Source organism: Flavobacterium sp. BFFFF1, assembly GCF_002256285.1.
Taxonomy (GTDB): Bacteria; Bacteroidota; Bacteroidia; order Flavobacteriales; family Flavobacteriaceae; genus Flavobacterium.
In genome coordinates this window covers 184,301-196,950 of sequence record NZ_NKJE01000003.1, presented here as the reverse complement: position 1 = coordinate 196,950, position 12,650 = coordinate 184,301, and the positions used below count along the sequence as shown (strand labels likewise).

Annotated in this window: 11 protein-coding genes; 3 read left to right on the top strand and 8 right to left on the bottom strand. The window is 43.1% G+C overall.

Going from position 1 to position 12,650, the window contains the following annotated elements:
• Positions 1 to 55: 55 nt before the first annotated feature.
• On the bottom strand, positions 56 to 973 hold the full coding sequence (locus tag CFE23_RS03135; protein ID WP_291083870.1) for a glycosyltransferase family 2 protein: 918 nt from the start codon (positions 971 to 973) through the stop codon (positions 56 to 58).
• Positions 970 to 1,755 (bottom strand): glycosyltransferase family 2 protein, encoded by a 786-nt coding sequence (locus CFE23_RS03130; protein WP_291083867.1) that lies wholly within the window; start codon positions 1,753 to 1,755, stop codon positions 970 to 972. The genes CFE23_RS03135 and CFE23_RS03130 overlap by 4 nt, the downstream gene beginning before the upstream one ends.
• Positions 1,756 to 1,896: 141 nt before the next feature.
• On the opposite strand from CFE23_RS03130, the gene CFE23_RS03125 reads away from it, so the two are divergent.
• Positions 1,897 to 2,721 carry a glycosyltransferase family 2 protein gene (locus tag CFE23_RS03125; RefSeq protein ID WP_291083865.1) on the top strand — a complete coding sequence of 275 codons (825 nt, stop codon included), beginning with the start codon at positions 1,897 to 1,899 and terminating at the stop codon, positions 2,719 to 2,721.
• Here CFE23_RS03125 and CFE23_RS03120 read toward each other — a convergent pair.
• Positions 2,718 to 3,773 carry a glycosyltransferase family 9 protein gene (locus CFE23_RS03120; RefSeq protein ID WP_291083862.1) on the bottom strand — a complete coding sequence of 352 codons (1,056 nt, stop codon included), beginning with the start codon at positions 3,771 to 3,773 and terminating at the stop codon, positions 2,718 to 2,720. The genes CFE23_RS03125 and CFE23_RS03120 overlap by 4 nt on opposite strands.
• A 14-nt stretch (positions 3,774 to 3,787) precedes the next feature.
• Positions 3,788 to 4,603 carry a 2,3,4,5-tetrahydropyridine-2,6-dicarboxylate N-succinyltransferase gene (locus CFE23_RS03115; protein ID WP_291083860.1) on the bottom strand — a complete coding sequence of 272 codons (816 nt, stop codon included), beginning with the start codon at positions 4,601 to 4,603 and terminating at the stop codon, positions 3,788 to 3,790.
• A 169-nt stretch (positions 4,604 to 4,772) separates the two neighbouring features.
• Between CFE23_RS03115 and CFE23_RS03110 the strand changes: the two genes are divergently transcribed.
• Both CFE23_RS03110 and CFE23_RS03105 read left to right on the top strand, forming a co-directional pair.
• A complete protein-coding gene (locus tag CFE23_RS03110) occupies positions 4,773 to 5,300 on the top strand; it encodes an SRPBCC family protein (RefSeq protein WP_291083857.1) in 528 nt (175 codons plus the stop codon).
• 143 nt (positions 5,301 to 5,443) lie between these two features.
• Entirely contained in the window at positions 5,444 to 6,067 is a 624-nt protein-coding gene (locus CFE23_RS03105) for an RDD family protein (protein ID WP_291083854.1), read from the top strand.
• A 47-nt stretch (positions 6,068 to 6,114) separates the two neighbouring features.
• Here CFE23_RS03105 and CFE23_RS03100 read toward each other — a convergent pair whose 3' ends face one another.
• The 4 genes from CFE23_RS03100 to CFE23_RS03085 form a co-directional block, all read right to left on the bottom strand.
• On the bottom strand, positions 6,115 to 7,023 hold the full coding sequence (locus CFE23_RS03100) for an alpha/beta hydrolase-fold protein (RefSeq protein ID WP_291083851.1): 909 nt from the start codon (positions 7,021 to 7,023) through the stop codon (positions 6,115 to 6,117).
• Between the two features lie 19 nt (positions 7,024 to 7,042).
• Positions 7,043 to 7,981 (bottom strand): T9SS type B sorting domain-containing protein, encoded by a 939-nt coding sequence (locus tag CFE23_RS03095; protein ID WP_291083848.1) that lies wholly within the window; start codon positions 7,979 to 7,981, stop codon positions 7,043 to 7,045.
• Positions 7,982 to 8,076: 95 nt separating this feature from the next.
• A complete protein-coding gene (locus tag CFE23_RS03090; RefSeq protein ID WP_291083845.1) occupies positions 8,077 to 9,471 on the bottom strand; it encodes a hypothetical protein in 1,395 nt (464 codons plus the stop codon).
• A gap of 12 nt (positions 9,472 to 9,483) precedes the next feature.
• Positions 9,484 to 12,650 (bottom strand): T9SS type B sorting domain-containing protein (locus CFE23_RS03085; protein WP_291083842.1); only part of this gene is annotated, 3,167 nt, incomplete at its 5' end.

Genomic DNA, 12,650 nt, shown 5'->3' with positions numbered 1-12,650 from the left:
AATTGTAAATATCCAGCCGAAATAAGCGTCGGAATGAAATTTCTGAGGCGCGTTGTTACTGTATTTTCTGCAGGTGGCGAATAGAAGATGCCATGGGAGGACCCAGCGTAATAAGCTTAAAAAACAGACGGAAATGCTTGGGGTTGAAAAGGGATTTAAAAAAGAAGATGAGAACAAAAAAAGTTTTTAATAGCGCATAACTGAAAAAGCCGTGATTTTTGCGAACGATATAAAGGTGCGAAATCTTAAGCTCGATTTTCTTGGTATATCCCAGATTCGTACTGGCCCCATTAATATGGACATAGTCGATTGAGGGGTAAAAAATGGTCTTCAGGTTATTGTTAAGCAACCGTTTGCAAATATCCATTTCCTCAAAATACAGAAAGATATTCGTGTCAAATCCCCCGACTGCGTTAAAATGTTCCGATTTAAAAAACATAAAACTGCCCACTACGTAATCTGCCTGTATGGGTTCAGTATACGTCTTATGGCGTTTGGCTTTGTTCGGATTTAGTTTCTCATAAAGCCAATACCCAAAAAACCTATTGCTGAAGGTGTCAAAATGTCCAAAAGCGACCTGTTTCCTTTTATCGGCAAAAATTGGCTGGATGCCGATGACTCCGGTATCCGGGTTTTGCTTGAAAAATTGATCAAGCGCTGTAAATGAATCGGTGGTGAGTTCGACGTCATTATTAATGAAAGCGAGGTATTTCCCCGACGCAAATTGTACCCCGAACATGTTCCCTGAGGCGAATCCGGTATTTATTCTGCTCCGGATCAACTGGATATTGTCCGTTTGAAGCGCTTTTAATTTTTCTTCCAGGTCGTGAAAGTCGTCTTTTCTGGAAGCATTATCCACTACGATAATTTCGTATTGCATATTTTTTGGCGTGGTTTCTATGATGGAAACGACGCAATTGTATGTCAGGAGCGAAGTATTGTAGTTGATTATTATTATCGAAACATCTATCATACGGATTTTTTTGAAACACCCTGATACAGCCGTCTGAGTTCCTTATAACGGTAGGTAACGCTGAGCGCATTCAGGTAACAGATGATAATTCCTTTTTTTCCATCCAGAATACCCAGCCGTACAAGATATTGGTACAGAAAATTGTATGCAGAGTGGCCAAAATAATGAAAAACCGTCGGTTTAAAACCAGAACGAAATTTCTCCATTGCCTTAAGCTTCCCGTAAGCAATCATTTTTCTTTTATACGATTCGTAATCTGCATAAGAATAATGAATCAGTTTGTTCTGGAATACAGCTATGCGGCCGTCCACATCGAGTTTTTCGTGTACCAGCCTTTTCGCGGTATAATGTGCTTTGTCTTTCCTGAATAACCTAAAAATGCGATCGGTCTGCCATCCACTAAAATGAAGCTGTTTCTTCCTGAAAAAGAATTTCCGGTAAAAAAGGTAAGCACTGATATCCTCGTTGCGGTGAACCGTGTCGATAATCTCCCGTTTGAGCTCTGGTGTCAGCCGTTCGTCAGCATCGATAAAAAGTATCCAGTCGTTCTTTGCCTGGCTGATTGCAAAATTCCGCTGACTCGTATAATTCTCGAATTTATTTTCTATGAAACGGACGTTTTCAAATGACTCTGAAATTTCCTTGGTTCGATCAGTACTGTAGGAATCTACCACAATCACCTCTTCTGCAAAATCGAGGTCACTTAGTAACTCCTGCATGTGAACCTCTTCATTTAATGTTATGATAAGAACCGATATGTTGGTTTGCGGCTTAAATTCCATTCAATATTAAATATTCAACAAATATAATTTATTTACTATTTTTGCAAAGGTTTAATTTAAAAAAACTCAAAGATTTAGGATTTGCGGGTGTGATTTAAATATACGTAATTTCTTTTTATAACCAATGCCAATTTGCGACGCATGAAAATATCTGTGATTATTAGTACCTATAACGCTGAAAAGTGGCTCGAAAAAGTCCTGATCGGGTATAGCAATCAGTCCTTCCAGGATTTTGAAGTGATAGTCGCTGATGATGGATCACGTGAGTCAACAAAGAGCCTGATTGACAGTTACGCACAAAACTTTCCGGTTCCTTTGAGGCATTTATGGCATGAAGACAAAGGGTATCGCAGGCAGGAAATACTGAACATTGCCATTTTGGAAGCGGCAAACGAATACATTATCATGACCGATGGCGATTGTATTCCGAGAAAGGATTTTGTTGCCGTTCATGCAGCTTATGCAGAAAAAGGAAGATTTCTTTCCGGGGGTTACTGCAAACTGAATATGAAGGTCAGCGAAGAGATTTCCGGCGATGATATTCTTTCCGGGCGTTGCTTTAACGTCAGGTGGCTCAAAACAAAAGGAAAGCTTGGTTTTTCGCAAACCCTTAAGCTGTCTTCTCAGGGACTGTTGGGGAATATCCTCGATACGGTGACACCAACCAATCCGTCCTTCAACAACTGCAATTCATCAGGATTCCGTGAAGATATGATTGCGATTAACGGTTATGATGAACGCATGAAATATGGAGGTCCCGATAGGGAGTTTGGAGAGCGGCTTGAGAATTTTGGTGTGAAAGGGTTGCAAATACGCCACAAAGCGGTTTGTCTTCACCTTGACCATGCCCGTAGTTATAAAACGCCTGAATCACTTGCGGCAAATCTTGCGATTCGCAAAGAGGTGAAGGAAAAAAGGCTTTCCTGGACACCGTTCGGCATTATCAAAGAAGGGCAGAAATCCTAAAATCTTAAGTATTTTTTGAGTAAGGGCAGTATGAGGTCTGGCGTAAATTCCCGATACAGTGTTATGGCATGTTTTTTCATTTCTTTAGGAGATTTCCCGCCATACAGTTCAGGCTTAAAGTCTTTTAAATGTACTGAAATGTTCGTGTTCCCATTTTCGAAGGCGTTCCACGCTTCCTTCTTAATCCACGTTGAGAATATTGTAAATGTTGGAATTTCTATTGCTTTTGCCATGTTAACAGCCCCCCCTTCATTTCCAATTAGGGCATCGCAGTGGGAAGTGATCGCAAGAAATTCCCGGATACTTCCCGGTACAATGTCAATCTTAATGTTTTTCCGGGTATCCGGTTTGCACAAGTTGTAAATCATCAATGCCTCGTTTTTCTGTGAAGGCATGTAGTTGAAAATTAACGCTGCGTTGGTTTCTGATGCGATGACATCGAGCAGTTGTGCCATAAAGGGAAATGGGTAGGTCTTATTCTCGCCGCTGCCCAAAACGCCAATCATCAATATTTTCTGACCGGACGGTATTTTGTGGTTTTCCAGGATTCTTTGACCGTGTGCGATTTCTGCATCGGTCAGCCAAATCTTCGGCTTGATGTACGCGTTTGGGAAAACATCAAATAACCGCAACAGGTTCAGCCTGTTTTCCAATGCCGTTCCTACATTGGTTCGCGGTACTGGAATTTCCCGCACTGTTTTGGTATAAAGGAACTGCGTGTATCGCTTGTAAAACCCCAGCTTTTGTTTTGCACCTGAAAATAGCACAATAAGGTTGCTTTCCGTTTTTCCATAGGCATCGATCACCACATCATAATGTTGGCTTCTTATTTCAAACGCAAACTTGAGCAGCGACAGCTTACTTTTCCGATAGTTGTCCGTAAACAGAATGATGTTGTCGATATTGGGGTTTTCTAGAACGACCGGTTTTGTGAACGGATAAATCAGGTAATCCACCTGAGCATCAGGATATTCTTGCTTGATGTTATTGCATATGATGCTGGATGCGAGGACGTCTCCAATCATCTTTTGCTGGATAACGAGGATTTTCATAGGCATAAAATTACTTAGACAGCCACGTCATATTCCCGAAGCGCGTCATTTAAACTGGTCTTTAAATCCGTTGAAGGTTTTCTTTTACCAATGATCAATGCACATGGGACCTGGTATGCTCCAGCTGGGAATTTTTTGGTATAGCTGCCGGGGATAACGACCGATCGTGCTGGCACCACACCTTTCATCTCAACAGGTGTGTCGCCGGTTACATCGATAATCTTTGTGGACGCGGTCAGGCAGACATTCGCACCAAGCACTGCTTCAGTTTCCACACGAACGCCTTCCACAACAATACACCTTGAGCCGATAAAAGCGCCGTCCTCAATAATTACAGGTGCGGCCTGCAAAGGTTCCAGTACTCCGCCGATTCCAACGCCACCGCTTAGATGGACATTTTTGCCTATTTGTGCACAACTCCCGACGGTAGCCCAGGTGTCGACCATAGTGCCTTCATCGACATACGCGCCGATATTGACGTAGCTGGGCATTAGGATTACTCCTTTTGAAATGTACGCTCCATGCCTCGCTACGGCGTTCGGTACCACCCGGATTCCTTTTTCGGCGTAGTGGCGCTTCAACGGAATTTTGTCATGATATTCAAAGATTCCTGCCTCGAGCGTCTCCATTTTTTGGATTGGGAAGTACATTACAACGGCCTTCTTTACCCACTCGTTCACCTGCCAGCCGTTTGCCGTAGGTTCAGCGACGCGCAGTGTTCCCGCGTCAAGCAGATCGACAACTTCGCGGATCGCATTTATAGTATCAGTGTTTTGGAGTAAAGCGCGGTCATTCCAGGCGTTTTCGATCGTTTTTTGAAGTGCAGTCATGTTTTAAACTTGAATTTTGGTCATTTTAAAGTGTCAAAGTTAATTAAAAAACAGCCAGTAATTGAGCAATAGGAGCGCCGGAAATCCAAAATAGCAATCATTTTAAATAAAGCCAATCCATTTTTTATTACTTTAGTAAAGAGAAATACCGAACCAATACCAAATTTTTATGAAAATAGTAAAGAAGATTCTAATTGGCATTGTTGTACTTATTGTATTGTTGTTAATTGTTGCCATTTTTATTCCTGCGGATTATACGGTGACGAGAATGTCGACTGTAAACCGGCCCAAACAGGAAGTGTTTGACTATGTAAAATCCTTAAAAAATCAGGAACAATATAGCGTTTGGGTGATGGAAGATCCCAAAATTCAAGTCACCTATACCGGCGTAGATGGCACCGTTGGTTCGTCTTCAGCCTGGAAAAGTGAAAAAATGGGAGAAGGCAGCCAAACCATCACAGCAGTTAGCAGCGATAAGATTGAGGTCGATCTAAATTTTATTAAACCGATGGCGGACCAAGCCAAAGCCTCAATGATTGTGGACGCAGTTGATGCGAACAACTCAAATATCACCTGCACGTTTTACGGACATGGTGCTTACCCGATCGGTCGGTTGATGTCATTGATTGGTAAAAAATTTGTCGGTGATGCGTACGAGCAAAACTTGGTTAACATCAAGAAGAATCTCGAAAAATAAGGTAATGACGTCTAATCCTGTGCATTTCCTGCAATGAAAAATTATAAAATCGGTACTCTTGTTTAGGCTGAAAACCAAACAAATGATGAGATTTGCAATGCTATTTTAAATAGTCAATCGATAACCTTGAAATAATTAAAAAAATGAAACAAATTCCACTAAACCTTAATGGTGTTCACGGCAATATCTACGCTGGGTTTGGCCCCAGAATTGCCGCAATCCTCCTCGATGGCCTTATATTGAGCCCGGTAACACTGGTGGTAATGTTTATGAAGACGATGGGATTGGATCTGTATTTGCTTGCTGCCTTTATTAATTTGATAGCAGTATTGATATACAATATTTACCTGCCAAAGCGATTTGGTGCAACACCTGGGAAGATGATATTGGAAATTAAGATTATCAGGCTGGATGGACAGCCAATATTATGGAAGGAATCTTATTTACGGTATCTCGTAATGTTTTTGTTTAGCCTTCTCACTGAAGCAATCACCATCAATGCGATTCGGTTGATGGACTGGGACGAATATGAGGGTTTGGGCTTTTTGGATAAAAATGAATACCTCACGTCAATGTCGCCCGGTCTTTTTCAACTGTCTTCATGGTTGATTGCGTTATGGGTGATTGCCGGGTTGATTGTGTTACTTTCCAATCCACGGAAAAGGGCGACACACGATTTTATAGCGGGGACGGTCGTAGTACACAATCGGTATTTGGAGCGTATACGGGATGAGATGAATGGCCAACCAACCGAAAATGAAGTTTAAATATCAGTTTGGTAAATCTACTCACTGAAAAGGCATCCAGCGCAACATTATTTTCCAAGCAAGAAAACCAACGGAATTTCGAATCTTTTTTGCCAGGAATTTTCAGAATGGTCGGCTCCCGGATAGTATTTTGTAATCCAGTTCACTTCGTTAAACCCATTCAATTTCATCACTTCGTCAGCTTTAGCCTGAAGCGGCGGGTAAAGTGCGTCAAGGGTTTGGTCGCCGTAGTCAAAATAGAAACGGTTCGATGCAGGATTTGGCAAATGATTTTTAAGGTAGTTAAAAAAGGCGGCTGGAATTGGGTTGTTGTTTTTCTCAAAAGTTCCCGGCCAATGTGTCGATAGGCACGCCGCACCACCAAATATATTTGGATATTCGCACACGGCATACATGGATATTAGTCCACCCATACTTGAGCCTGCTATAAAAGTGTGTTTTTGATCAGGGTAGACAGAAAAGTTCTTGTCAATGAACGGTTTTAGTTCTGATACAATGAACTTAAGATAAGCGTCAGAACTAACCGCCCCCGAAAAAAGTTTTGTACCATTCCATTCCAAAGCATACAATGAATCCTGCGTTTTCCTGGTCAGCGATTCAAAAGCCTTTTGCGGAAAATAGTTGCTGAAACGCTGCAACGGAATATTCGAAATACCCACGATGATAAATTTCCTGGTTTTGTTTTCCCTGATGAGTTTCCCGGAGATTGAATCGGCCTCCCAAGCCTGTTTGTTCCAGTTTGCGGGAGCATCATAAAGATTCTGCCCGTCGTGCATGTAAAGCACTTCATATTTTTCATTGGAGGAGTACCCATCCGGAAGCCAGACGTCGACGTTTCTTGGAGTAACAAGCTCCGACTTAAAATCCTCAAAATGCCTGATTGCGCCAGTGGAAACTTTCGGTTGCGCCTTCAGCGTGAATGATATAATAGATAACACGATAGCAATCTTTTTCATGGTGTAACGTAGGTTTTTACTATCTTTTTAATGCAAAATGGCCCTTCGCCGTCCTGCCATCTTCAAAATTCACAACATACCAGTAATCATCTGACGGCATCGGCTTGCCAAGATAGCTGCCGTCCCAGCCAGCAGTGTCTCGTGTTGCAATCTCTTTGATAAACTTCCCAAAACGGTCAAAAATCAGTACCTTTGTTTCTTTGTTGAAAACAATATCAACCCCTTCAATTCGCCAGAAATCGTGTATCCCATCACCGTTTGGGGTGAAATATTTAGGGACTCCAAGTACTGCTACCATTTTTGACACGGTTCCACAGCCGTTAATGTCTTGTACATAGGCAGTGTGGATGCCTGGAGGCACATTCTCGAAAAAAGGGCTGTTCTGGAAAGTGCCGAATTCATCGTCAAGGCTGTAGACGTAGTTTCCAATACTGTCTGCGCTTAGATTTATCGTTACCGTATTGTTCTCGACGGTAATATCTTCAATAATCACAGCCGCTATGGTTGCATCGACAGAAGCAGATACTTCAATAGTCCTGATTTTTCGGCAGCCAGTTGGTTTTACAACTGTAACTTCGTAAGTTCCTGGCTGATTTACCTGCACAGAATAGGTGTTCATATGAAACGGAATGCCATTGTACCGCCATAAATATTCGTAATCACCAAAAAAAGGATCAAGTACCGCAGCATTGATTGTGATGTATTTGTCGGGCAGGTTGGTGCACACAAAATCTACACCTTCGCTATGTTCTACGATTTGTGGAAGTGTATTTACGACCAATTTTATCCTGCGGATGACATCGCAGTTTACCCCGCCATTGTCGACCCTTAGATAAGCATAACTTTCGTAAGCTACAGGATTGGGAAATGATGTGGTGTTCGTAATCGCATTGGCTTCAAGAAGTGCATCTTCTATGGTACGATAATATTGTAGGGTTTGTCCCGGCGACAGCACCACATTGGTATTGTTTAGGTTAAATGTCGTAAATCCATTTTCCTGTCCCTGGACATCGCAGCCCTGCAGGACGATATCGGGCAGTATACCATCGGTGTTTACGACGTACAGCCCGTGATCAAATTGGTTTGCTGTACCAAAATGGTCTGTGGATTTGTTGCATTCGTAAATGAATCTCCCACTGACTGATGGTCCTGCACATGTTGCATGTCTTCAAAATAGGAAATTTCCACGTCTGGATTTCCTGTGAAAAAGCGATCCGCATTACGGATGTTGAACTGGCTGATGCCATCAGCGTTTTCGTCGTAATCGCATTGCACGTAATCCGCTGTGATGCGGTCCGGAAGCGGATTGACGATTAAGTTTATTTCGTGCGTGCCGATACAGGTTCCGTTCGTCGCCTTGATAATGATTCTCTGTTGGAATGGTATTGTGTTATTGAAGAACTGCGGCAGCTGATTCTGATTGGCATCTGCATCATCCTGATCCACATAATACCTGATGTCAAAGCCGGACAAGTCATTTCCTGTAAAAACTCCGGCTGTAACTGCATCCATGTTAAATGTGGCTTTTCCATTAGTGTCATCGCCATCGGCAGCATCATCACAAACAGCAAATGAGTCGACAGGAAAAGCAATGTCATCATTAATTCCTATGGTAAAATCAGTGTTGGTAAAACAGTGGGTTGTGTTGTTTTCAATCCGTGCAAAAATGGTTTGGGGATTCTGGGTGTTAGGGAAAAATGTAGGGCCAGTAATCGCATTGTTGCCCACAATAGCGTCATTTTGGTTGGTATAATACGTTACGGTTACGTTGGTTTGTGTCCCGATAATCAGCGGCGTATTTTGTGTCAGGTCAAATGCACTGGAATTATCGGGAATTCCGTCAACATCACACTGCCTTAAGTTGAGGTTGTCGACACCGCTGGGCAATTCGAAACTAGGTGGCGTATTAAAACTCGCGGTTCCGGTCCATTGAATGGAAAAATTACTGTTGCCCACAGGACGGTCGATTACGAGATAATAAAATTGCCCCGCGGTTACATTAAGTATACTAAGAAAGCTGTTTCCGCCTGCACCAGGCCCTTCTGAAGTATCTGATTCACTACTATTAAGACCAGTGTGATTATCGGATTGATTGATCGAAGCTGGATTGGTAGTTGAGCAACGGATTGTTGCACCCAGGTTGCTGCAAGTGGGGTTTGGGCCAAAAATAAAAAAATCAAAATCCTCATTGATACTATTGCTTTCGGGGATGAGTTCAAAGCCGAGCGTGCCAGTGGTACTAATATCGAGCCGCAACCAGATGCTGTTATTTTCGGAGCTCCCGCAGGTAACATTGTTATTGAGCTCCTGATTTCCGGGGCCACTCACGGTGAGCCCGCTGAAACCTGAATTTCCGCAAACCACAATGGCATCGACACAATCACTTTGAGAAAAAAGGGTGTTAACGGATAGTAAAAAAAATAGCACTAATATAGACAGGCTTTTCATGGTCGGGCAAACTTATCTTTTGAGCGTAAAATGGCCCTTTGCCGTTCTGCCGTCATCAAGGTTAATGACGAACCAGTAGTCATCGGCAGGTAGCGGGTTACCATTGAGCAATCCATCCCACCCAATCTCAACACCTGAAGGAATTTCTTTGAGTAATTTTCCATATCTGTCAAATATATAGACGACAGTATTTTTATGATAGACGGCATTTACGCCTTTAATTTTCCAGTAGTCATTGTATCCATCGCCGTTGGGTGTAAAGAATAATGGGGCACCGACGACCGATATGGTTTGCTTTACCTGTCCGCAGCCATTTTTGTCATTTACAAAAATTTCGTGGAAGCCGGCGGAAACGTTTTCAAAGAATGGACTATCCTGAAAAGGACCTACAGGATTGTCAAGGCTATACTCATAGATTCCGGCCCCGGTTACGTTAATATTAATACTATTTTCCGGAACCAGGTCATTGATGTCGACTGAAGTTATGGTGGCAATCTGTGAATAGGTCACTGTATTCGTGCGGGTTCTTGAACAGCCCGTGAGTTTATTTGTAACCAATGTGGTGTATACACCATCAAGGTTAACAGTAAGCTCGTTCCTGGTTTCGTTTGGGATTACCACACCATTGCGGCTCCATTCATACGTAAAGCTGTTTGGATTTCCGTTGGCGAGACCGGCATACAATGTTACGGACTCATTAATGATTCCGCTACAAATGATTTCGGCGTTGTCATCCAGTATTTCCGGCAACTGATTCACCGTAAATGTGATTACGGTAGATGCGGCACATGTCGTATTTATCGGGTTTTCGACTACGGCTGTGATGTTTTGCGTCGGGCTTAGGAATGGGTTTGGCAAAGGACTCGCCAGTGGCGTACCGTTTCCGTCAATATACTTTACATTGAAGCCGCTTTGTCCCTGGAGCAGGTCAGCCTGAATAGTTGAAGTATCGAAACTGTAAAGACCGTCGGTATCGTCCGGCTCGTCATCACAGACAGGAGCAACAGTTACAGGGTTTGCCACCGGTTTTGCATCCACGACAAACCGGATGGTCATCTCATCCGTACATTGTTTGCCATTATCATTGGTCAGCACCACCTTAATATTTTGTGTTGCTGTTCTGAATGGATTCGGTAACGGACTTGGTAATGGATTGTTATTTTGGTCAAAATATGCAACACTAACCGCGGACTGTCCATTGAGGATCATAGATTGGATATTTGAAGTATCGAAATCAAAATCTACAGCGGCATCGGACGGATCCCTGTCACATTGGCGCTGAACGGCAACCGGATTTGGAACTGGAAGCGCCTCTACAGTCAGCTTCACGTAAGGTCCAAGTCCGTAACAGGCATTGTCCGCGTTACTTTCAACCCTTACCCAAACGAATTGCTCATTTGGGAGACCGATATTCCGATAATTTGAAATGTCAGCGATGGCCAGCGAATTTCCCGAGGCATCGGTTTCTGCCAATGCGTCGACTTCATTACGGAAATATTTGATTGTGTAGGCGGCGCTGTTTCCCAGTAAAGCATTAATATTCGTATTCACGCTGCTGAAATTGAAAGTTGTAATCCCATCGCGGTCATCATTAACCGTGTCAACAAAATCATCACATTCTGAAAAGGTCCAGAGCGTTCCGGGTGGAATCTGGGTAAAGGAAACAATCAGGTTCATGCGGGTAACGTTGTAACAGCCATCATTATTCTGCACCCGAACCCAAACTGTGTTTCCATCGGTGTTGTTGTACGCGAGTTCGTTCGTGATTTGTTGGGTACTGTCATTTGTTTCAGCTGCTGCCTGTGTTTTAAAATAGCTAAATGTTTCATTGGCAGCATTCGTAGAAATCTGACTTTCTTTTTGTCTCAAATTAAAGTCTGACAAGCCATCTGCATCGTCGTCACATTGTACCAAGTTGATTGTTGCTGGAACTGTGGGTCTTGGCAGTACCGTCAGTGTGGCAGCTTCTGACGCGAGTCCACAAGTGTTACCAGTCTTGCTTAGTACCACGCGATAACGATAGCCGGACATTGTCGGGTTTAGCATGCCAACCGTCAATGAAATACTATTCACGCCTGTATATTGGGTGTTGTTGACCAAATTGGTGTAACTTACTTCATCCGTACTTACCTGCCATTGGTATCCATCTACCGGAGTAGTATCGATTGTATAAACAACCTGCAATGCCTCACATCCCGTCTGTGCTTCGGGCTGGCTATTAATGATAATGGGAGCCGCTGTGGTGTAATTGTTATTTACAGGAGCCGTGTTTCCATCGGAACCGGAAGTCACCAGTCCATTATTTGGATTCACAGAAACTGGGGCGCTGCCGAGTTTTCCATCGCCATCCGGATCGGTAAAACCTGCTTCAATCACATCATTACAGCCATCGTTGTCGCTGTCTTTAGATATTGCATTTGGAATCTCGTCCAGCCCATCTGTATTTGCGATGCTAAAGTTAAGAATGCCGTTGTCCAGAGCAGTTTCCAGCGTATTTAAATAGCCATTTGCTCCGAAGTTTGCAGGAACACCGTCTATAACGCCATCATTATTGGCATCGGCAGCTCCGGCCCCGGATTCAATAAGATCAGAAATACCGTCGTTATCACTGTCAAGATCATAAAAATCCGGTACACCATCCGCATCAGAATCAAGCTGCCCGAGACCAGGCTCTATAGCATCATCCATGCCATTTTGGTTTGCGTCTGTGATAGGGCTACTCTGCGCCAGTATGCCCCGTGCTTCAACCGCATCCGGGATTCCGTCATTGTCACTGTCAAAATCATCCTGGTCAAAAATCCCATCGAGATCAGAATCTTTAGGCAAACAGGATAGCAGTAAGTTGAAACTGGCTTTGATATTTCCAGAATCAATGAGATTTTTTTGGGTAAAGATCAAATAACCGATGTCTTTTGACCGAATTGAAAATGTTCCCGCGCCGGCGTTCAATGGAATACCGCCATTTAACCGGAAACGGAGTTCAAATGAAGAGAATTGTGTAATACCGCTTTCAAAAATCCCATCATAATTGGTGTCAACAAGTAATTGGTCATTGGGATTTATTAATGTCATGGTTTTATCTACAGGGACCTGAAGGATATATTCTCCGTTAGGGGAGAGCAGATTGTCAAAATCCACCAATGCCGGATAATTTATCAAGATGCTTGCAGGGTTAACAA

Excerpts from the sequence above, each read along its gene's own strand:
- CFE23_RS03125 (WP_291083865.1), top strand. The coding sequence starts at position 1,897 with ATGAAAATATCTGTGATTATTAGTACCTATAACGCTGAAAAGTGGCTC.
- CFE23_RS03105 (WP_291083854.1), top strand. The coding sequence starts at position 5,444 with ATGAAACAAATTCCACTAAACCTTAATGGTGTTCACGGCAATATCTAC.
- CFE23_RS03130 (WP_291083867.1), bottom strand. The coding sequence starts at position 1,755 with ATGGAATTTAAGCCGCAAACCAACATATCGGTTCTTATCATAACATTA.
- CFE23_RS03110 (WP_291083857.1), top strand. The coding sequence starts at position 4,773 with ATGAAAATAGTAAAGAAGATTCTAATTGGCATTGTTGTACTTATTGTA.
- CFE23_RS03090 (WP_291083845.1), bottom strand. The coding sequence starts at position 9,471 with ATGAAAAGCCTGTCTATATTAGTGCTATTTTTTTTACTATCCGTTAAC.
- CFE23_RS03115 (WP_291083860.1), bottom strand. The coding sequence starts at position 4,603 with ATGACTGCACTTCAAAAAACGATCGAAAACGCCTGGAATGACCGCGCT.
- CFE23_RS03120 (WP_291083862.1), bottom strand. The coding sequence starts at position 3,773 with ATGAAAATCCTCGTTATCCAGCAAAAGATGATTGGAGACGTCCTCGCA.
- CFE23_RS03135 (WP_291083870.1), bottom strand. The coding sequence starts at position 973 with ATGATAGATGTTTCGATAATAATAATCAACTACAATACTTCGCTCCTG.
- CFE23_RS03100 (WP_291083851.1), bottom strand. The coding sequence starts at position 7,023 with ATGAAAAAGATTGCTATCGTGTTATCTATTATATCATTCACGCTGAAG.